The organism is Lentimicrobium saccharophilum, assembly GCF_001192835.1.
Taxonomy (GTDB): domain Bacteria; phylum Bacteroidota; class Bacteroidia; order Bacteroidales; family Lentimicrobiaceae; genus Lentimicrobium; species Lentimicrobium saccharophilum.
The window spans coordinates 2,992,693-3,012,466 of sequence record NZ_DF968182.1; the positions used below are offsets into that span (position 1 = coordinate 2,992,693).

A 19,774-nucleotide genomic window follows, 5' to 3' on the forward strand; every position below is an offset into this window, starting at 1 on the left:
GGGATTGTTGTACTTTTGCAGCCTGATATACTGACCAATACAAAAACAAATGACAGACGCAGAACAGTCCGGCAAGGTTCATTTCAGGTATTTTGATGTGATTATGGCGCTTTTTGTAGCCATCCTGCTGATTTCCAACCTAGCCTCCACAAAAATCACCTCCCTCTGGCTTTTTACGTTCGACGGCGGAACCATCCTCTTCCCCCTCAGTTACATATTCGGGGATATCCTTACGGAAGTTTACGGTTATCAGCGTTCACGCAAAGTCATCTGGACCGGTTTCGGGGCAGCCTTGCTGATGTCGCTGGTGTTGTGGATAGTGCAGGAGTTGCCTCCGGCCGCCGACTGGCCCAATCAGCAGGCCTATGAAACATTGCTGGGTTTTGTCCCGCGCATTGTACTGGCAAGCCTGGTGGCTTACTTTGCCGGCGCCTTTTCGAATGCCTACCTGATGTCGAAACTGAAAATCAGAACAAAAGGGAAGTACCTGTGGGTGCGCACCATAGGCTCTACCCTGCTGGGTGAAGGCATTGACACCGCCATCTTCTGCCTGATCGCGTTTTACGGCACCATGCCCGACAGTTTGCTGATCTCAATTATTATTTCCAACTACATCTTTAAATCAGGGGTTGAAATTGTGTTCACCCCCCTTACCTACCGCATCGTTGCATTTTTGAAAAAGCGCGAACAGGTGGATGTATTCGACACCGGCATCAGCTACAATCCTTTCCGTTATTTTGTAAAAGAATAACAAGTTTGCCTGCAGCAATTACCGCTGACTGCTTTTTGCATATCTTTGCTTAAACCCATTCTAAAAAGAACTGATCATGGGCATGATTTCAATAGAGGGTATGGAGTTTTTCTCATACCATGGGCATTTTAAGGAAGAGCAGGTCATCGGCACCCGGTTTATGGTTGACCTGTTTATTCAGGTTGATACCGGCCGTGCCGAGCGCAGCGACAGCCTGCACGATACGGTTAACTATCTGTCCGTTTACCAGACCGTTAAACAGGAAATGGAACAGAAATCGCACCTGCTGGAGCATGTTGCCCACCGCATTCTGAAAGCGGTGCATGCCCGTTTCCCGGATGTGACTGACGCCGAGGTAAAGATTTCCAAGCTGAACCCTCCGCTGGGTGGCAAAATTGACCGGGTTTGCGTAACCCTGAGCAGCGATGACATTTATGAATGAAAAGTCAGCCACCCTGAAAACCTGTCCACGTTGCGGCAAAACCTTTGAGTGCCTCCATGCCCCGGGGTGTTGGTGTTTCGATTACAGCATCAGCCCTGAAAACCTTGAAAAATTAAAACTTGAATACAATAATTGCCTCTGTCCCGATTGCCTGCCAGCATACGGGAAAAAGAAGGACAAAGAGATAAAAGTCCCAACTGATTGATTTACTGTAAATTTTACAGGCAATCTTTTAGATTCGTTTTTTTGGAATTTTTGTATATTTGCAACCCCAAAGGGTCTCGTGGCCGAGTGGCTAGGCAGAGGTCTGCAAAACCTTCTACAGCGGTTCGAATCCGCTCGAGACCTCAAAAAACACCTGCAAATCAGATTTGCAGGTGTTTTTTTATCCTGATTTCTTTTTTTCGCGTTTGTACAGCGGCAGCCCGGCCTCCGCTGCAATGGCTGCGGCGGCGGCATCCCCTTCATCGCTGAACGGCCACACAAACAACGCTTTCAGCGGGTGCTGCTGCCTGATCTTTTCAATGGATTCCAGCGCAAGCCGGCGGGTAAGTCCCTGCCGGCGGTATTCCTCAAGTACCGTTGCCGAGCAAAGGTAGAGGGCTTCCAGCGGTTCGCCTGCAGGGGTAAGGTCAACCAGCTGCTTTTCGTTGATTTCCGAACGGATAAACCGCTGCATCAGCGCAAGCGTGGTAGGGATGACCAGCACCCAGGCCATCGGTCCGTTTTCGTCGGAATGCTCCGCAAATGTGGCCGGATGCAAACGCAGGAGATGCTGCATGACCTGCTCATCAACGTCCAGCTGTTCAGGGTCGTTCTTCACGGCAAAAACCTGATCAATCAGCTGCATCATTCTCCGGTAATTCTCTGAAGCCATATGCTCATCCCTTTTTAATTCAACAAAGGAGAAATGCTCAATCCTGCACATGAAGGACTAAGCGATCGGCGCATAAAAGTACAGAAAAAGGATGCAAAACTGCGGGCAGGAAAATTCAGGAATAATCTAAATTGCCCTACTTTTGCACGCATATGGAGTTGCTGACGCTATTTCTGCTGGCCTTAAGCCTTTCGTTTGATTCGTTTGCCGTATCGGTAAGCAGCGGACTGTTGCTGCCCGGTATCCGGTTTCCGAAAGCGGTCATCATTGCCCTCAGCCTGGCTTTTTTTCAGGCTTTTATGCCGCTGCTCGGCTGGACCGCCGGCACAGGCATCCGCAACTACCTGGCCGACTACGACCATTGGATTGCCTTCGGGCTTTTATCACTCCTGGGTATTAAAATGATCACGGAAAGCCTGAAAGCGGATGAAGAAAGGAACGGGTTCAATCCATTAAAACCGGCAGTGCTGCTGACCATGTCGCTGGCAACCAGCATCGATGCCTTTGTAGTAGGAATCAGTTTTGCCCTTATCGAAACACCGGACACCCCTTTCTGGCTGGCGATACTTATTCCGGTGCTGATGATAGGAAGCGTCACCTTCATCATGTCGATGCTGGGCATTCTTTTCGGAAAAAAAGCAGGAAGCAGACTCGGTAAACGAATGGAGATGCTTGGCGGACTGATCCTGATCGGAATTGGTGTTAAAATTCTTGTTGAGCATTTAAATTTTCTATAGACCATAGAAAGCCTGATCCGGGTTCTATCACATAAACAGAATTTAAGCATCTGTAACTTCTCTGTGAATCTCTGTGAAATAAACAGTTACACAGAGTACACGGAGGTTGTACGGAGATACACAGAGAAGAATGTAAACCTCTGTGAGCCTCTGTGAAAAAAACAGTTACACAAAGCACACCGAGGTTTCACTGAGCAACACAGAGAAATAAATCTCTGTGAACCTCTGTGACTTCTCTGTTAATCTCTGTGAAATAAACAGTTACACAGAGCACCAGGAGGTTTCACGGAGGAACACGGAGAAGAATTTAACCCTATGAACATTCTATTTTCAGCAATATCAACACCGGATAATGTCATTCTCCCCTTTTGCAAAATCCGTATCTTTGCACCCTTAAATTAAAAACGGCCAAGGCATGAGCGAAAGCAAAACTGTAATGGAAAACACCGGTGAAAACAAGACCCCGGCAAACTTTATCCATGCGATGATTGAAGAAGATATCCGCAACGGCAAGAACGGCGGGCGTGTACACACTCGTTTCCCACCGGAGCCCAACGGATACCTGCACATCGGACATGCCAAGTCGATCTGCCTGAATTTCGGAACAGCCCTGAAATACAACGGAAAATGCAACCTCCGCTTCGACGATACCAACCCGGTAAAGGAAGATGTTGAATATGTGGATTCCATTCGTTACGATGTGCACTGGCTGGGTTTCGACTGGGAGGGACGTGAGTTTTACGCCTCCGATTATTTCCCGAAGCTGTATGAATTTGCCGAGAAGCTGATTCTGAAAGGGAAGGCTTACGTATGCGACCTGACGGCAGAGCAGATTGCCGAACAAAAAGGAACGCCTACCCGTCCGGGTCAGGAAAGTCCCTACCGCAACCGCACGGCAGATGAAAATCTGGATCTTTTCCGGAGGATGAAAGCCGGTGAATTTCCCGACGGCAGCCGGGTACTGCGGGCCAAAATCGATATGGCTTCGCCCAATATGCACATGCGCGATCCCATCCTCTACCGCATCATCCACACCGAGCATCACCGCACCGGAAACCAGTGGTGCATCTATCCTATGTACGACTTTGCCCATGGGCAAAGCGACAGCATCGAAGGTATCACACACAGCATCTGCACCCTTGAGTTTGAAGTTCACCGTCCGCTGTACGACTGGTGTTTACGCGAGCTGGAGATTTTCGCCCCTCAACAGATCGAGTTTGCCCGCCTCAACATGACCTACACGGTGATGAGCAAGCGCAAGCTGCTCGAGCTGGTAAAAAACAATTTTGTAAGCGGCTGGGACGACCCGCGCATGCCGACCATTTCGGGGCTTCGCCGCAGGGGATATACACCTGAATCCATCCGCAATTTCTCCGATCTGGTGGGTGTTGCCAAGCGCGAAAATGTGATCGACGTGGGGCTGCTGGAATTCTGTGTGAGGGAAGACCTGAACAAGAAGGCCCAGCGGGTGATGGGGGTGCTCAATCCCGTGAAGCTGATCATCGACAACTATCCGGAAGAGCTCACCGAAGAGATGCCGGCCGTAAACAATCCGGAAAATCCGGAAGCAGGCACCCGTAAGGTACCTTTTACCAGGGAGCTGTACATCGAACGCGAAGATTTCATGGAAGATCCGCCTTCAAAATTTTTCCGGCTGGCTCCCGGGCGCGAAGTCAGGCTGAAATATGCCTACATCATCAAATGCGAATCGGTGGTTAAGGATCCGGTAAGCGGAGAAATAACGGAGATACACTGCACCTACGATCCCGAGACCCTGAGCGGAAGGCCCGAAAGCAACCGCAAGGTAAAGGGAACCCTGCACTGGGTTTCCGCCGCGCACGCCGTTGAAGCGGAAATCCGGCTTTACGACCGTTTGTTTATGTCGGAAGATCCGGAAGATGTACCGGAAGGGGAGGACTACAAGAAAAACCTGAATCCGGATTCCCTGAAAGTGATCAGGGGCTATGTTGAACCCTTCGCTACAGGCACGAAACCTTTGGATAAATTCCAGTTTGAACGACTGGGTTACTTCTGCACCGACAGCGATACAACGGCTGCGAAACCCGTTTTCAACCGCACCGTAGCGTTAAAAGATTCGTGGGCAAAAGCGAAAAGTTAAAATTTTACTGAACTTTTTGTCCGAAAATTTGCACAGGCAAATAACATTTTACTACTTTTGCAGCCCGATTACTGACCTATGGTGTAATTGGCAACACGTCTGACTCTGGATCAGAAGAGTCCAGGTTCGACCCCTGGTAGGTCAACACAGTCGAAAAGCAGTCACAAATCAAATGTGGCTGCTTTTTTTATTGGATTCTGAAGGTGAGATCCCTCGCCTTTTCCACTCCATCGCCGGATGTCACAAAGACAGGAGATGGCCGGTGTGACAAAATACTTCTCCTTTGCATATCCTTCCTTACCTTTGCATGAAAACAAAGCTTCTTACAAACACCTCTTCCGCTATGCGTTATCTTTTTATCCTGTATTTATTAGTCAGTACATTGTTTGTTAATTCCCAGGATCTGTTAACGGAAGATAAAGCAGCGCGTTATGCGGGCATGGCCCTGAAATGCATTCATCAGGAATATCCGAACAAGCCCGGGGAAGTGCTGGGCAGCGACAGGGATGTGAAGCCGGTAAGGGAGTACCGGCCGGCGTTTTACGGTTGTTTCGACTGGCACTCTGCGGTGCATGGCCACTGGATGCTGGTGAAACTGCTGAAAAAGTTTCCGGATTCCCCGGATGCCGCACAAATAAAAGAAGCCCTTTCGAAGAACCTCAGACCGGAAAACATCGCGGTGGAGGTGCAATTTTTTCTTGACTCCAACAACCGCACATTTGAGCGGCCTTACGGATGGGCCTGGCTGCTGAAACTGGCGGAAGAGCTTCACACCTGGGATCATCCGCTGGCAAGGGAATGGGAATCGGTCCTTCAGCCGCTCACAGACCTCATTGTAAGCAATTATCAGGATTTTCTGCCAAAGCTGGTTTATCCCGTCAGGGTAGGGGAGCACTCCAACACGGCATTCGGCATGGCTTTCGCCCTGGATTATGCCCGTACAACGCAAAATAAGGCCCTCGAAGCAACGATCGTCACCCGGGCAAGGGATTTTTACCTGAGCGATGAAAACTGCCCCATATCGTGGGAACCTTCGGGATTTGACTTTTTCTCCCCCTGCTTCACCGAAGCGGAACTGATGGCAAGGGTGCTTCCGGAAACTGAATTCAGCTCGTGGATACATCAGTTTTTGCCTACCCGTCCGGACGGAGGCCTGGCATTTCTTGACGAACCGGCCAGGGTAGGCGACCGCTCCGACGGTAAACTGGTTCATCTCGACGGGCTCAATTTTTCGCGGGCCTGGGCCTATGCCATGATTGCATCAAAACTGGAACCCGGAAGCCGGGAGGCATTCCAACAAGCGGCAATGCATCACATCCGTCATTCCCTGAGCGCCATCAGCGATGGAAACTATGCCGGGGAACACTGGCTGGCCACGTTTGCCGTGTATGCGCTGTATGAAATGGAACGGTTGACCGAATGACATGCGTTCTGTTTTCAGGAGGCCTGGTTACTGACCAATCCTGCTTTTAGAACTGGAAATAGATAAACGGCTGAAAGCTTGCAGAGTACGCCTGATAACAAACAATACCGGTGATTACTGCAATAATGCCTTTAAGCACCAGCGGGCTTTTTGCCCAGAGGTTTTCAATGCTTTCTTTGGTTCTTACGGGCAGCCAGTGGGTGATGTATCCGAGCAGCATGATGACAAAAACAATCCGGTACTGATAAAGAACCTGCAACGCGCTGCTCCAGTCCATATTGTCTGCAACCTGACGGTACCAGGCCGAAATGTGTTCCATGCTTTCGCCCCTGAAGTACAGGCGGGTAAAGGTGATGAAGGTGAAGGTCAGCATGATTTTCCACACTACGGCCGCACGGTTTTCCGACTTTTCCCACGGACTGATCCGCCGCCAGTACTTGTAGGTGAGGATTCCCAGTCCGTTCAGCCCGCCCCAGATCACGAATTTCCAGGAAGCCCCGTGCCATAATCCGCCGATCAGCATGGTAAGCATGATGTTGATATTCATCACAAAATGTTTTCGCATCCCCTTGAAAGCCAGTGCCAGTGAAACGAACAGCATCACGGCGGCTGAGATCGCAATTCCCGCCGTCTTATCCTTGAATGCCAGAATGGATCCGGCAAGGATCAGCACCGAAATCACTACGGTGGCAATAGTTGCATTGCGGTTGCCGCCCAGCGGGATGTACAGATAATCCCTGAGAAAAGAGGAAAGCGAGATATGCCACCGCCTCCAGAAATCGGAGGTATTCTGCGCCTTGTAGGGAGAGTTGAAGTTAACCGGCAGGCGGAAACCCATCAGCAGCGCCAGGCCGATGGCAATATCGGTATAACCCGAAAAGTCACCGTAAATCTGAAGGGAATATCCGAAAAGGGCCATTATGTTGGTAAAACCCGAAAACATGGCCGGAGCATCAAACACCTTGTCCATGAAATGCATGGCCAGGTAATCGGCAAAAATCATTTTTTTGAGCAGCCCTTTCAGGATCAAAAAGGTTCCTGAATTAAAATCAGCAGCCGAAATAACGGTTGGTTTGCTGATCTGCGGGATAAATTCACCGGCCCGGACAATGGGACCTGCAACCAATTGGGGAAAAAATGTCACAAAGAGCCCGAAATCAGCCACCGAGTCCAGGGGTTTGAGCTTACCACGGTATATGTCGACACAATAAGTTATCGTTTGAAAAAGGTAAAATGAGATCCCGATCGGAAGAATGATTTTATCGACCGTGAAATACCCTTCATTGCTGATGCTGTTGCCCCATTCCGCCAGCCAGTGCGATACATGGTAACTGGTTCCGAAAAGATAATTAAGGGAGTCGACGATAAAATAGGAATATTTAAAATAGCTGAGGATAAACAGATTAAGTGCAACACTCAGCGAAAGCAGGGTTAGTTTCAGGGCTTTTACACGCAGGCCGAAGATGCCTGCACCCAGGTAAAAGTTACTGATGGTGGTAAAGACAAGCAGCCCCACAAAGAGTCCGCTGGTCTTGTAGTAGAAGAACAAAGAAACCAGCAGGAGGTAAGTATTGCGCAATTTTATGCGCTTGTATATCAGCGAGAAAATAAGGTATAATGCCGTGAAGAAAATCCAGAAGTCGGCCTGGGTAAAGATGAGTGGGAACTCATCGGAAAAGGCAAATATTTCCTTCAGCCTATTCATGGATGTTTTTGATCAGTTGAAGGAGGGATGCGGGTTCCCGTCCCGTTGTCTTTTCCCATTGCGAGATCAGCGCTGAAATGAGCAAATCGCCTTTGACACTGTATCCGGTTTTTGTAAAATGAACCCTGTCGTACACCATCAGTTTACGTTTATACCATTGCTGTGATGAGCCCAGTCCACCCATTATGGCATAGAAGTCCCAGACTGCCTGCCCGTGTTTCCGGGCTAGTTCATGAATGACGGATTGCTGCAGGCCCGTATTTTTGTTCGGATACTTTTTCCGGTAATAGGAATCGTTGGGAACGGTAAGCAGTATGGCACAACCGGGGCTTACCGATTTAATTGCTATAATCAGGGAATCGTAGTAATTCCTGTATTTCTCCGGATCAAAATCTTTAGCTCCCGCATCGTTTGTGCCAATGGATATAATGAACAGATCTGGCTTATACAGTTTCAGTTGTTCATAAAACAGGGTACACCGGTTAAAACTTTTAAAACTGGCTCCGTTAACACCAATTGAATTGAAGGTGACTCCGGGAAAATCGTTCAGCAATTCCACGCCCGTGATGCTGAAAAAAGCCCTTTCGCTCGTGTCATTTTTACTGATTACCAGTCCGGCTTCTGAAATGGTATCGGGAAACGATATCTCGCAATATCCTTTTGCAGGGTCAAACGAAATTCCGGTGAATAACAGAGCCGTATCGGCGGAAGAAATGCTGTATCCCGAGGAATCCGCAACAGCAAAAAGCCTGATTTTATTGAATGTGTAAGGATGTTTCCCCCTTTCCCTGTGATTGGCCTTTATCCGGATGGTATCTTCATACGCATTCAGGGTTGCAGCAATGCCGCTCAACCCCCAGATTGCCGTATCCCGGTTGACCGATGAACGGAATCCTTTCCACAGATTGCGGTTCCCTGCTATGCTGTAATTGAGCGGATTGTTTGTCCCGGCAAGGCGGTAGGGGAAAATCAGGCCTCTCGGGCCATTGCTAAATGGGGTGATATTTCTCAGGTATTCCCTGACCCTGTTTGAATAAATATCGGCCTGAATATGCGATCCGCCTATATGAAAAATCTGTATGTTTTTCTCATGCCCTTCAAAAAGGCTGTCAAGCTTACTGAAGAAAACCCGGAAACTATCTGATGAGTCGGCATAGGCCAGTATATTATACTCTTCATGAATAATCCTACTGTTGCACAGCCGGATGCTGTCGAGTATGTAATGCTGTGCCCGGGCGTGAAGGCAAACGGTAATAAACAGCAGTAGTATCAATGGTTTTTTCATCGCATCAGGTCGAGGTAAAGTGAAGTAAAAAAGAGTTCGGCGATCAGCCGGGAGCCTTTGGGAGAGAAGTGGGTGTAATCCGTCGCGGCAAGTCCCTGATCAACCCAGGCCGGCATGGCATTTTCCCCGCCCATGGCCCTGAACATACTCCAGTAAGCCCATCCGTTCCTGCTGCATGCCTCCCTGAGTTTAACATCCAGATAGGGCAGGAGGGGATAGGTCACCATATTTCCGTTTACCATGGTACTCATATCACCAGGGCCGATAAAAAGAATCATTGCATCCGGAATCTGCCTTTTCACCCAACGGATGTTTCCTGCAAGGTAGCGGGTATAATCATCGATGGCCGCTGAATCGTTCATGTAGGGGACGGTATTTCCTCCGTACTGGAAGATGAGTATCTGAGGATTCAGTCTTCCGGCCATCGCCTTGAATCCGGCAGGATTCAGCCTGCTGAAAACGGTGCCCGAGGCTCCGCGCATGGCAATGTTATCCAGACTGATGCCCTTTGTTCCGTCGAGGGTCAGGCCATAAAAATCGGGGCTTGACCCGCCTTCAAAAACAAACACCAGCTCCTCCGGAGTGCCGCCCGTGCGGATTTCAAGGCAATGATACGACCCATCGGCGATCAGGGCAGTTTCATTAACAACGGAGTCGCCCGAACGCACTACAACTTTCACAGGAGAATTCGCATTTCCGTAATGAAGGCCAATTGTATTGAATCTCCTCAGGGCAGGGTAGGAGCTAAAGGAGGGGTTTATACGGATAAAAGTGGAATTAGCAGTTGCACCAGCATTTGCTGAAGAATCTGAAGTCATGGCTGCCCGCCCTGTAAAACGGGAAAGGGAAGCGTAAAGTCCGTAGTTTTTGTCGCTCACAGGCTCCTGTGTGGGGTCAAATGCTGCCAGGCGTTCCCAGTTATCGCTCACAGTAACGTGGGCGGCCATTTGTTCGTAAACCTGTTTTACAGGAATGAATCCCGGCCCGCTGCCACCAAAAATGGCCTGCAACCGCTGCCGGAGGTAGCCAGATATGCGGTCGCCTTCAAGCTGGGAATCGCCATAATGCAGAATCCTGCATGATTCGCCTTCAAACAGAACGCGGAGACGAACAGGGAATCCCGGATCTCCGGCGGGATACGCAATCCGCTCAAGCCCGGCGGTATCAATGGATGAAAAATCAGGAGGAGAAGTACGCAGTTCCCCGTCGGGTTTCCCGGCAAGGGTGATTACGGAATCCACCCTGGTATTTATTGCAGGGGCACCGTTTCCAAGGAAGGTGTTAAGGGTTGGATATTTGATCAGAATTTTTCCGCCGGTCAACCCGTCTTCGCTGCGCATTCCGGGAAGGACAACCGTACGGCTGAAAAGCGTAGCCAATAGAAGTCCGCCCATCACCATCAAAATAAACAGCGCTATTTTCCAGGGTTTCATTTGTTCCTGTTATGTTAGACAGCTTCGGAAAAACGCACTTCCGTCCGGGCTTTGTCCCTTACATTGCATCCTCCGGCGGGTAAAGTTCAATAAATTCATATCCGTTGCCGCAATGATCCAGGAACCGCAGAAAATCGCTGAACCGGATTACCAGGGAAGCGGTATTTTCATTCGGGTGAAAACTGATTTTCGGCAGATTTTTAAGGTTTTCATCCAGAAACAGATACACATGCCGCGACGGATCGTGGATGAGCCCAAACGGAGAAACCGAGCCGGGGTTCAGCCCCAGGTAACGTTGCATGCGTTCCCCGGAGGCAAAACTCAGTTTGCCCTGTTTCAGCCGCTTTTCCAGATCGTGAATGGCCAGTGAGCGGCGGTGATCAAAAATAACCAGGTAGTGCCGGTTTCCTTTGTGATTTCTGAAAAAAATATTCTTGCAGTGGGTGGTTTCCTCTATGTCCTTCCAGTAATGTACCGCGATTTCAATGGTAGGTGCCGGGGGATGTTCGTGATATTCGAAGGGAATACCCAGTTCAACCAGTTTCTGATAAAGCAGCGGATCTCCGTTCACGGCAACTTAAGTATTTTAAATCAACGGTTATTCCTGTTCTACTGAATAACTTCCGGGGCTCTGGAAATCCGTTTCAGGGTTTCCTCCCTGCCCAGCAGGGCGATGATGGCTGCGACTCCTGGTCCGAAGCTCCCGCCAACCAGCACCAGACGGAGGGTATTCATCACCTGCCCCATTCCGAGACCGTTATCATGAATAAAGCTTTTGATCGTTGTTTCCAGGCTTTCCGCTGAGAAATCAACGGTTTGTTTCAGAAGGTCTGCTATTTTCCCCAGCAGGGCAGGGGTTTCGGGTTTCCAGAATTTTTGAACCACTTTATCGTCATAGCTATCCGGTTCCTTAAAGAAGAACCACGACTGTTCATACAGGTCGGGGATCAGCACGGCCCTTTCTTTGGTAAGAGCGACGACCTGCTGAATGTATTCCTCCGTGGCGCTGAGTCCTTTTTCTTTGAGTAAATCTCCGAGCAGAACTGCAACACTGGCAATGTCAAGCATTGAAAGGTAATGATGGTTAAACCATTTTGCCTTTTCGGGGTCAAATTTGGATCCCGATTTTCCGACCCTTTCGATGGAAAAAAGTTCCACCAGCTCATCCATGCTGAACACTTCCTGCTCGGTTCCGGGATTCCATCCCAGCAGGGCAAGCATATTGATAAAGGCCTGCGGCAGGTAGCCCGATTCACGGTATCCTGACGAAACTTCTCCGCTTACGGGGTCGGTCCACCGCAACGGGAATACCGGGAAGCCGAGGCGATCGCCATCGCGTTTGCTCAGCTTACCGTTGCCATCGGGTTTGAGCAGAAGCGGAAGGTGCGCAAACTGCGGGGGTTCCCATCCAAGATACTTATATAAAAGCACATGCAGGGGAGCCGATGGCAGCCATTCTTCACCCCTGATTACATGGGAAATTTCCATCAGGTGATCATCAACGATATTGGCCAGGTGATAAGTGGGCATACCGTCCGATTTGAACAGCACCTTATCATCGAGGCGGGATGAATGCACGCTCACTTCGCCGCGGATTAGGTCATTCACAAGAATTTCTTCATTCTCCGGAATCAGAATCCGGATTACGTAAGGCTCGCCCGAAACTATGCGCGAGGTGCATTCTGCTTCACCCAGGGTAAGTGAGTTGGTCATTTCGAGGCGGGTAAACGCATCGTATTGCGGGGTAGCCACCCCCCGGGCTTTCAGCCTTTCGCGCATCTCCTCAAGGGCTTCGGGCGTATCGAAAGCGTAGTAGGCGTGACCTTCCTTTACCAGCTGATCGGCATACTGACGATATAATTCTTTGCGTTCGCTCTGGCGATAGGGCGCATGAGGGCCGTCGATTCCCACCCCTTCATCATAGGTAATCCCACACCATTTCAGGGATTCAATAATATAATCTTCCGCACCCGGAACATAGCGGGTCTGATCGGTATCCTCTATGCGTAGCAGGAACTTTCCATTATATTTCCTGGCAAACAGATAGTTATACAACGCTGTGCGCACGCCGCCGATGTGCAAAGGACCGGTCGGGCTGGGTGCAAACCTTACTCTTACTTCTTTCATTCCATGCTTTTTTGTCCGGCAAAGATATGCATTCGGTACTTTCGGTTTTACAACGAGGCTCAGGTTAATACTATTCATAAACTACAGAAGGATTGTTTAGAAAATATTAACATACTGAAGGCCATTTTTAATGTAACTTTGTATTTCCCTAAGCGTTTAACCAGTATTATCAAAAAGATATCCTGAAATTCAGGCATAAATTCAATGGCAAAATCCAGGGTTCCGAAATACCGTATCGGCAGGGTCTTTTTATTCCCCATACTGCTGTACTTCATGCTGGTATTCCCGATGCTGGTATTTATGCTGCTTAAAAGCTTTCCGCAACTCACCGAAAAGGGTGTATTCAGAAATATGCAGGAAACTGATTCGCTGAATGTTTCACAGTTGACTGCAGATACTCTTGCCCTGGAGGCAGAAGCATTTTCAGCACAGAAAAAAATCTATGACCGGGATATCCCCCCAGATGACAATATTTCCGCTGAGGCTGTCAGTCCGAACAGTGAAAAGATGTCAGGCGGAATTAACATTCAGGTGGGTAATTCCCCCGGAAACAATACCTCATCAGCATTTTCAGATACCTTTTCCTCCCTGTTCAGAATTGTCATCCTGTTCAGCACCATTGCCGGCTTTGCCATCAACATTCCTTTCCGGCGTTACTTTAACCGGAAGCGCAAGGGCCGGAGAATCTCCCCGAAACTTTACCGCCACTGCCGGCGGTTTTTACTCTATACGCCACTCATCAATTCAGGAATCGTTTTGCTTGCATTCAGCATTGTTCACGGTCTAATGATTTACCAGCTGCAAACCCCCGAAATGCTAAATGATCCGATCAGCCGGAGAATGTTTTCGAACTACCTGTTTATTTCATTGGTGGCCTCGTTGCTTACGGTGCTTTTTATCTATTTCTGGCAGAAACACCGTGTTCATATAAAATATATTGAGCATATATACACCCGCGAAGAGCTTCAGAAAAGAATTTTCGGGAAAAATCCCGGAAAAATCCGTAACAGGCTCTACATCGCCAGTGCAATGACCACGCTGCTGCCGCTGGCAATTGTTCTCCTTTATCTTATCCTGAGCCTGACACCCATCAGGGAGATGGGAGAAGTCAGCGCTTCGGAAATGCGCATAATGCTTGGCAGGCTGGTTGATTTTATGGGCCCTGATTTTGAACTGCAGAATAATGAGGACTTTAAAGGGTTCTATTATATCAGCGCCTTAGACAATGCCCTTATGTTTATCGGAATCTTCAGCGGCATCCTGGTTTCATTTATCTATATTCTCTTTTTCGTTAACTGGTCAACCGCCGATATTGTGCGACCGGTGAATGAACTGGTAAACAGTATGCAAAAAACGGGGGAGGGGATGCTCGATAATTTTACCATTGTACGTACCAATGATGAGATCGGAGTGATGTCGGAGGGCTACAATCAGATGACTTCACGGCTGCGGGAGTACATTTTCAGGATATCAAGGATGAATGAGGCCTACTCACGGTTTGTTCCAAATCAGTTCCTTGAATTTCTGGGTAAGCAGGATTTTGTGGATATTCAGCTGGGCGATCAGGTTCAGAAGGAAATGTCGGTGCTGTTTTCCGATATCCGGGGCTTTACGGAGATATCGGAAGAAATGTCGCCTAAGGAAAATTTTGATTTTATCAATCATTACCTGGGTTACATGGAACCAGTTATCCGGCAGAACAACGGATTTATTGACAAATTCATCGGTGATTCGATTATGGCGTTGTTCCACGACAAGGTTGATGATGCCATAGATGCGGCCATCGAGATGCGGCAGACACTGGCCCGTTTCAACCTCGACCGCATTGATCAGGGCAAACCAACCATTGATTCGGGCATTGGCATTCACACGGGCAACCTTATGCTGGGCGTGGTCGGCGGAGAGGGGAGAATGGACGGAACCGTGATTTCGGATGCCGTTAACCTGGCTTCCCGGCTTGAAGGTCTGACCAAAATATATCATACCTCGATCATTATCAGTGAGGATACCCTGATCAAACTCGAAAATCCCGGTAAATACAACTTCCGCTTTCTTGATGTCGCCAGGGTGAAAGGCAAAAAAGAAGCTGTTTATGTATTTGAAGTACTGGATGGTGATCCCGAAGAGGTAAAAACACTGAAAATAGAGACCAAATCACTATTTGGCAAGGGCATTGACCTCTATAAAAACAAGAAGTTTGAAGAGGCACTCAAAGTATTCAGCGAAATCGTTAAAATCAACCAACAGGATTCGGTGGCTGCTTTTTATGTAAACCGTTGCCGTACCAATATTCAGAAAGGTATTTCCGACGACTGGAGCGGGATAGAGGTTTACGATGCAAAATAAATCCGGGCATCCCGGTTGCTGATGACCAACGGATAAGATTGATTTTCAACAGATCGAATCATTACTTTTGTAACGGAGAAAAACATCCCGTTCCGGTCAGCGTTATACATATACACCCAGCTAACCGGAATCTGCCAGAAAAACATGAACGATCACTACAACATACTCATCGATAAACTGGATGCTTTCATCAGAAAGTATTACAAAAATCAGTTAATCAGAGGATTGCTCTACAGCGTCGCGTTGCTGGGGTCCTTTTTCCTGATCATTGCCCTTCTCGAATCGTTTGCCTGGTTTTCACCCCCGGTAAGAACCGTGCTGTTTTACAGCTATCTGGCTGGGGCGGCATTTATTCTGGGCAGGTATGTTGCGGTTCCGTTGCTGAAACTCAACAAGGCAGGCAAACGCATCTCTCACGAACTTGCTGCCGAAATCATCGGGAAACACTTTTCAGAAGTGAAAGACAGCCTGCTGAATACCCTTCAGTTGCATAAACAGGCCCGGTCCAGCCCTGCTCCCGATGAACTTATCCTGGCCGGGATAAACCAGAAGGCTGCACAACTCAGGCCGGTGCCCTTTCTCTCGGCCATCGACCTGAGCAAAAACAAAAAGTATCTGCCTTATGCCCTGCCACCGGTAATTATTCTGCTGGCGATACTAATGCTTGCCCCATCCAGCATCACTGAGCCGGGTAAACGTCTGATCAGGCACAGTGAAACCTTTGCAAAACCGCTTCCTTTCACTTTTCATATTGAAAATGAAACCTTAACCGCTATTCAACAGGAAGATTTTGTACTCAGGGTTTCGGTGAAAGGGGAGGAGATTCCCGATCAGGTTTATCTGGTATCTGAAGGAAGCGAATTCAGGATGCAGCAGGAGTCAAAGCTGGAGTACTCATTCACCTTTAAGAAAATTCAGAAAAGCCAGTACTTCCGGCTCCTTGCCGGAGGTTATCAATCATCAGAATATGAACTGCTTGTTCTTCCAAGGCCAACCATTCTGAACTTTGAACTGGAGCTGGACTATCCGCTTTATACCGGTATTAAACCCGAATCTGTCTCCAATTCGGGGGATATTGTCATTCCTCAGGGAACCAGTGTAACATGGAAGTTTTATACAAGGGATACCCGGCTTATCAATTTCCGGCTCGGTAAACAAACCAGGGCACTCCAAACGGATAAGAACAATGTTTTTGTTACTTCAGCCAGATTACTGACAGCTGTTGATTATGGTGTAAGCGTTGAAAATGAATTTATGACAGGATCAGACTCTATGTCATTCTTTATCAATGTTATACCTGATGTTTTTCCTGTAATCAATGTTGAAGAATTCAGAGACACCATTTACGATAACAGATTGTATTTCAGGGGATTGATTAAGGATGACTATGGATTCAGCAGACTTGAATTCCGGCTTTCCAGAAAAACCGGTGAAGGCACAAATTCAGCGGAAACTTCGGTAACGGTACCGATTGACAAGCAGAATGTGCAGCAGGCGTTCTATCATTATTTTGACCTTTCTAATGCCGGACTGGTTCCCGGCGATGAGGCGGAATACTATTTTCAGGTTTGGGATAATGACGGGGTAAACGGAAGTAAGTCTTCCAGATCCCATAAGATGAATTTCCGGATTCCTTCTTTACAGGAAATAGAGGAAATGGTAAAAAAGAATCAGGAGAATGTTAAAAGCGAACTTGAGAAGAGCCTGGATGAGGCAAGATCCATTCAGAAGGAAATTGAAAATCTCAATAAGAACCTTTTTGATAAAAAAAGCCTGAATTATCAGGAAAAAAAGCAGATTCAGGACCTGCTCGACCGTCAGAAAAACCTTCAGAAGCAGGTCGAACAGATGAAAGAGCAGCACGAAAAATCGAATCAGAAAGAGTCGCAGTACAAGGATGTGAATGAAAACATTCTTGAGAAACAGCAGCAACTGGAGAAACTCTTTGAAGAGATTATGACAGATGAGATGAAGAAGCTGTTTGAGGAGCTTCAGCAAATGATGGATAACCTGGATAAAAACAAGCTGAATGAGGTAATGGATAAGTTAAAGTTCAGTGCGGAAGATCTTGAGAAGAATCTTGACAGGAATCTTGAGTTATTCAAACAGCTTGAGTTTGATAAGAAACTGACAGAAACCATTGACAAATTAAAGGCGTTGGCCGATGAACAGAAAAAACTGTCGGAAGAGACCGGTGCTGCAGATAAAAAGGATTCAGACCAACTGGGTGAAGAACAAAAGAAGATCAGCGAAAAATTTGATAAAATCAGGGAGGATCTGAAAGATCTGCAGGAGAAGAATAAATCGCTTGAAGAACCGAATAACTTTTCAAATCCGGAAGATAAACAACAGGAAATTGAGAAGGATCTTGATCAGTCGGAAGAGAGCCTCGGGAAAAAGCAGATGAAGCAGGCTTCGGGAAAGCAGAAAGAGGCATCCGATAAAATGGAGCAGATGAGTGAAATGCTTTCTGATATGCAACAGGAGATGGAAGAGGAAGCCTTGGGAGAAGATATCGAAGCGTTGCGCATCATACTTGAAAATCTGGTCAGAACTTCCTTCGATCAGGAATCGGTGATGGATGAGTTGTCGAAATTAAAACGGAATGATCCGAAATATTCCGGTATTATTGAGAAGCAAAAATCCATCAAGGACAACCTGCTTATGATTGAGGATTCCCTTTATGCCCTCAGCAAGCGCCAGTCCATGATAGAATCATTTGTAAACAGGGAGATTTCAGCAATCAACGACAACATAAACCAGGCCATGGAGGCCCTGCACAACCGGGTTGTTTCAACGGTGCTTAACAAACAGCAGTATGCCATGACCTCGGTGAACAATCTTGCGCTGATGCTTGCAGAATCACTTAAGCAGATGCAGCAGAATATGGCCATGAAATCGTCGGGCAAATCAGGAAAGAGCTGCCCTATGCCGGGTCAGGGAAAACCTTCCATGAAATCGATGCGTCAGATGCAGGAAAAATTAAACCAGCAGATGGAGGCCATGAAAAAAAGCATGCAGGAGGGCAAAGGACAACAAGGAAAAACTGGTCGTAATGGTATGAGCGAACAGCTGGCCAGGATGGCCGCGGAGCAGGAATCATTGCGAAAGCAACTTCAGGAGTATCGCGACCAGATGCAAAAGGAGGGGAGGCTCAGTGATAAAGGCCTGAATAAGATGATTCAGGATATGGAAAGGACTGAGACGGAACTGGTGAACAAAATCATCAACCAGGAAACCATGCGCAGGCAGGAAGAAATACTGACACGTCTCCTTGAATCCGAAAAAGCCGAAATGCAGCGGGAACAGGAGGAAAGGCGGGAATCAAATGAAGGCAGGGACGTTCCCAGGCCGGATCCTGCCTCATTTTTCGACAGCATCGGGCTGCCCTCCAGGGAAACAGAACTGCTGCGGACCATTCCGCCTTCGTTTAAGAATTATTACCGTAACAAGGTAAACGAATATTTTATTTCCATTCCGGGTCAGGTTCAATAAACGCAACCTGAATATTGAAATCATAAAGCCGGCACTGTCCGGCTTTTTTTATGAAATATCCGGATAAGGCTTTTTACCGGCTTGCCCTGCTGCCTCTCCCAAACAAAATTCCTGCTCCGGGAACGAACCCGAAATCATACCAACCCCCGTTGTTATTTACCGCATACATGGCTATTGAATCGCTGATCAGGCTTCCGATAAATGAAACCGGTGCGATTACCCCGTGCCATAATCCGCCCAGGAATCCATAAGGTTCATCCTTCACGCACTCCTTAATGGGGGTGACATCGGCACAACTGCTGAGTAACAGGACAACAAAGAGCAATAAGAACACAGCGGCTCCGGTTCTTTTCAGTTTATTTATTTTCATTTCAGCATGGTTTGTGTTATGATTTTGAAAAAGTCAAATTTCAGGATGGCTATTATACGCAGGATCCTGCGCAGAGGTTTCCCGTGCCGTCAGAATTTTTTCTTTTCCCGGGGGATGTTCTTCCCGAAGCCGATTGTCCGCAGCATTCAGAAAGTGCGGATAAAAACACCGGATGGGAGCATACGTGAACCCGTGCACTTATTGTACCTTTGCAGAAACCAACGTGTACTTTTATGGCGGGCAGGATTAACTTTTACCGTGAAGATGTAAACTACCGGCTCAGGGGGATCAGACATACCAGGGCCTGGATGCTGAACTGTATCAGTCAGCAGAACAGGACAGCGGGAGAGGTCAGCATTATTTTTTGCAGCGATGAGTTCCTGTACAATATGAATGTGGAATACCTGCATCACGATACGCTGACGGATGTAATCACGTTCGACTATTCAGCCGGGGATACCGTCTCGGGTGATGTATTTATCAGCATACCTCGGGTAAAAGAGAATGCCACCATGTATGGGAAACCATTTACTGAAGAATTGAACCGCGTTATGATACACGGCATTCTGCATTTATGCGGATATAAGGATAAAACCCGGAAGGACGCCGCGCTTATGCGCAGCAAAGAAGAAGAATGCCTGGCTCTCTTTGCCTGAAACCCGGA

At 47.9% G+C, this 19,774-nt stretch carries 16 protein-coding genes and 2 tRNA genes; 11 read left to right on the plus strand and 7 right to left on the minus strand.

The features are described 5' to 3' along the window. The first annotated feature begins 49 nt into the window (after positions 1–49). The 4 genes from TBC1_RS11525 (at position 50) to TBC1_RS11540 (ending at position 1,541) form a co-directional block, all read left to right on the plus strand. On the plus strand, positions 50–751 hold the full coding sequence (locus tag TBC1_RS11525) for a queuosine precursor transporter (RefSeq protein WP_062042432.1): 702 nt from the start codon (positions 50–52) through the stop codon (positions 749–751). An 82-nt stretch (positions 752–833) separates the two neighbouring features. Further along, entirely contained in the window at positions 834–1,193 is a 360-nt protein-coding gene (gene folB, locus TBC1_RS11530) for a dihydroneopterin aldolase (RefSeq protein WP_236695660.1), read from the plus strand. After that, positions 1,186–1,398, plus strand: a complete 213-nt coding sequence (locus TBC1_RS18305; RefSeq protein ID WP_137305612.1) for a cysteine-rich CWC family protein — start codon at positions 1,186–1,188, stop codon at positions 1,396–1,398. Before folB ends, TBC1_RS18305 begins: the two co-directional genes overlap by 8 nt. A 72-nt stretch (positions 1,399–1,470) precedes the next feature. Further along, positions 1,471–1,541: transfer RNA gene (locus TBC1_RS11540), tRNA-Cys, on the plus strand. A 37-nt stretch (positions 1,542–1,578) separates the two neighbouring features. Here TBC1_RS11540 and TBC1_RS11545 read toward each other — a convergent pair. Further along, positions 1,579–2,070 carry a GNAT family N-acetyltransferase gene (locus TBC1_RS11545; RefSeq protein ID WP_062042439.1) on the minus strand — a complete coding sequence of 164 codons (492 nt, stop codon included), beginning with the start codon at positions 2,068–2,070 and terminating at the stop codon, positions 1,579–1,581. Positions 2,071–2,201: 131 nt separating this feature from the next. On the opposite strand from TBC1_RS11545, the gene TBC1_RS11550 reads away from it, so the two are divergent. From TBC1_RS11550 to TBC1_RS11565, 4 genes are all read left to right on the plus strand, one after another. Continuing rightward, the gene (locus tag TBC1_RS11550) at positions 2,202–2,807 is read left to right on the plus strand and encodes a manganese efflux pump MntP (RefSeq protein ID WP_236695661.1); all 606 of its coding nucleotides are present in this window, start codon (positions 2,202–2,204) and stop codon (positions 2,805–2,807) included. A gap of 415 nt (positions 2,808–3,222) precedes the next feature. Then, positions 3,223–4,926, plus strand: a complete 1,704-nt coding sequence (locus TBC1_RS11555) for a glutamine--tRNA ligase/YqeY domain fusion protein (protein ID WP_082189576.1) — start codon at positions 3,223–3,225, stop codon at positions 4,924–4,926. 72 nt (positions 4,927–4,998) lie between these two features. Beyond that, positions 4,999–5,071: transfer RNA gene (locus TBC1_RS11560), tRNA-Gln, on the plus strand. Positions 5,072–5,233: 162 nt separating this feature from the next. Beyond that, positions 5,234–6,349 carry a DUF2891 domain-containing protein gene (locus TBC1_RS11565; RefSeq protein WP_201781661.1) on the plus strand — a complete coding sequence of 372 codons (1,116 nt, stop codon included), beginning with the start codon at positions 5,234–5,236 and terminating at the stop codon, positions 6,347–6,349. Positions 6,350–6,395: 46 nt separating this feature from the next. On the opposite strand, the gene TBC1_RS11570 is transcribed toward TBC1_RS11565, so the two are convergent. The 5 genes from TBC1_RS11570 to gltX are packed head-to-tail and all read right to left on the minus strand — an operon-like array spanning position 6,396 to position 12,899. Beyond that, entirely contained in the window at positions 6,396–8,054 is a 1,659-nt protein-coding gene (locus tag TBC1_RS11570) for an MBOAT family O-acyltransferase (protein ID WP_062042448.1), read from the minus strand. Continuing rightward, positions 8,047–9,339 carry a GDSL-type esterase/lipase family protein gene (locus tag TBC1_RS11575; RefSeq protein ID WP_062042451.1) on the minus strand — a complete coding sequence of 431 codons (1,293 nt, stop codon included), beginning with the start codon at positions 9,337–9,339 and terminating at the stop codon, positions 8,047–8,049. The genes TBC1_RS11570 and TBC1_RS11575 overlap by 8 nt, the downstream gene beginning before the upstream one ends. Beyond that, positions 9,336–10,772 (minus strand): SGNH/GDSL hydrolase family protein, encoded by a 1,437-nt coding sequence (locus TBC1_RS11580; RefSeq protein ID WP_062042454.1) that lies wholly within the window; start codon positions 10,770–10,772, stop codon positions 9,336–9,338. The genes TBC1_RS11575 and TBC1_RS11580 overlap by 4 nt, the downstream gene beginning before the upstream one ends. Positions 10,773–10,830: 58 nt before the next feature. Then, a complete protein-coding gene (locus TBC1_RS11585; protein ID WP_137305614.1) occupies positions 10,831–11,343 on the minus strand; it encodes a prolyl-tRNA synthetase associated domain-containing protein in 513 nt (170 codons plus the stop codon). A 38-nt stretch (positions 11,344–11,381) separates the two neighbouring features. Next, positions 11,382–12,899, minus strand: a complete 1,518-nt coding sequence (gene gltX / locus TBC1_RS11590; RefSeq protein ID WP_062042457.1) for a glutamate--tRNA ligase — start codon at positions 12,897–12,899, stop codon at positions 11,382–11,384. Positions 12,900–13,103: 204 nt separating this feature from the next. On the opposite strand from gltX, the gene TBC1_RS11600 reads away from it, so the two are divergent. Both TBC1_RS11600 and TBC1_RS11605 read left to right on the plus strand, forming a co-directional pair. Continuing rightward, complete coding sequence (locus TBC1_RS11600; RefSeq protein ID WP_062042463.1) at positions 13,104–15,245, plus strand: adenylate/guanylate cyclase domain-containing protein; 2,142 nt, start codon at positions 13,104–13,106, stop codon at positions 15,243–15,245. A 144-nt stretch (positions 15,246–15,389) separates the two neighbouring features. Further along, on the plus strand, positions 15,390–18,740 hold the full coding sequence (locus tag TBC1_RS11605; protein ID WP_062042466.1) for a DUF4175 family protein: 3,351 nt from the start codon (positions 15,390–15,392) through the stop codon (positions 18,738–18,740). Between the two features lie 73 nt (positions 18,741–18,813). Here TBC1_RS11605 and TBC1_RS11610 read toward each other — a convergent pair whose 3' ends face one another. Beyond that, positions 18,814–19,110 carry a hypothetical protein gene (locus TBC1_RS11610; protein WP_062042468.1) on the minus strand — a complete coding sequence of 99 codons (297 nt, stop codon included), beginning with the start codon at positions 19,108–19,110 and terminating at the stop codon, positions 18,814–18,816. Positions 19,111–19,343: 233 nt separating this feature from the next. Here TBC1_RS11610 and ybeY point away from each other — a divergent pair, with 233 nt between their 5' ends. Then, a complete protein-coding gene (ybeY, locus tag TBC1_RS11615; RefSeq protein ID WP_062042470.1) occupies positions 19,344–19,766 on the plus strand; it encodes an rRNA maturation RNase YbeY in 423 nt (140 codons plus the stop codon). Positions 19,767–19,774 lie beyond the last annotated feature (8 nt).

Bases quoted from the DNA above. Each gene is read 5' to 3' on its own strand.
- TBC1_RS11525 (WP_062042432.1), top strand. From the start codon at position 50: ATGACAGACGCAGAACAGTCCGGCAAGGTTCATTTCAGGTATTTTGAT.
- folB (WP_236695660.1), top strand. From the start codon at position 834: ATGATTTCAATAGAGGGTATGGAGTTTTTCTCATACCATGGGCATTTT.
- TBC1_RS18305 (WP_137305612.1), top strand. From the start codon at position 1,186: ATGAATGAAAAGTCAGCCACCCTGAAAACCTGTCCACGTTGCGGCAAA.
- TBC1_RS11545 (WP_062042439.1), bottom strand. From the start codon at position 2,070: ATGGCTTCAGAGAATTACCGGAGAATGATGCAGCTGATTGATCAGGTT.
- TBC1_RS11555 (WP_082189576.1), top strand. From the start codon at position 3,223: ATGAGCGAAAGCAAAACTGTAATGGAAAACACCGGTGAAAACAAGACC.
- TBC1_RS11565 (WP_201781661.1), top strand. From the start codon at position 5,234: ATGAAAACAAAGCTTCTTACAAACACCTCTTCCGCTATGCGTTATCTT.
- TBC1_RS11570 (WP_062042448.1), bottom strand. From the start codon at position 8,054: ATGAATAGGCTGAAGGAAATATTTGCCTTTTCCGATGAGTTCCCACTC.
- TBC1_RS11575 (WP_062042451.1), bottom strand. From the start codon at position 9,339: ATGAAAAAACCATTGATACTACTGCTGTTTATTACCGTTTGCCTTCAC.
- TBC1_RS11580 (WP_062042454.1), bottom strand. From the start codon at position 10,772: ATGAAACCCTGGAAAATAGCGCTGTTTATTTTGATGGTGATGGGCGGA.
- gltX (WP_062042457.1), bottom strand. From the start codon at position 12,899: ATGAAAGAAGTAAGAGTAAGGTTTGCACCCAGCCCGACCGGTCCTTTG.
- TBC1_RS11600 (WP_062042463.1), top strand. From the start codon at position 13,104: ATGGCAAAATCCAGGGTTCCGAAATACCGTATCGGCAGGGTCTTTTTA.
- TBC1_RS11605 (WP_062042466.1), top strand. From the start codon at position 15,390: ATGAACGATCACTACAACATACTCATCGATAAACTGGATGCTTTCATC.
- TBC1_RS11610 (WP_062042468.1), bottom strand. From the start codon at position 19,110: ATGAAAATAAATAAACTGAAAAGAACCGGAGCCGCTGTGTTCTTATTG.
- ybeY (WP_062042470.1), top strand. From the start codon at position 19,344: ATGGCGGGCAGGATTAACTTTTACCGTGAAGATGTAAACTACCGGCTC.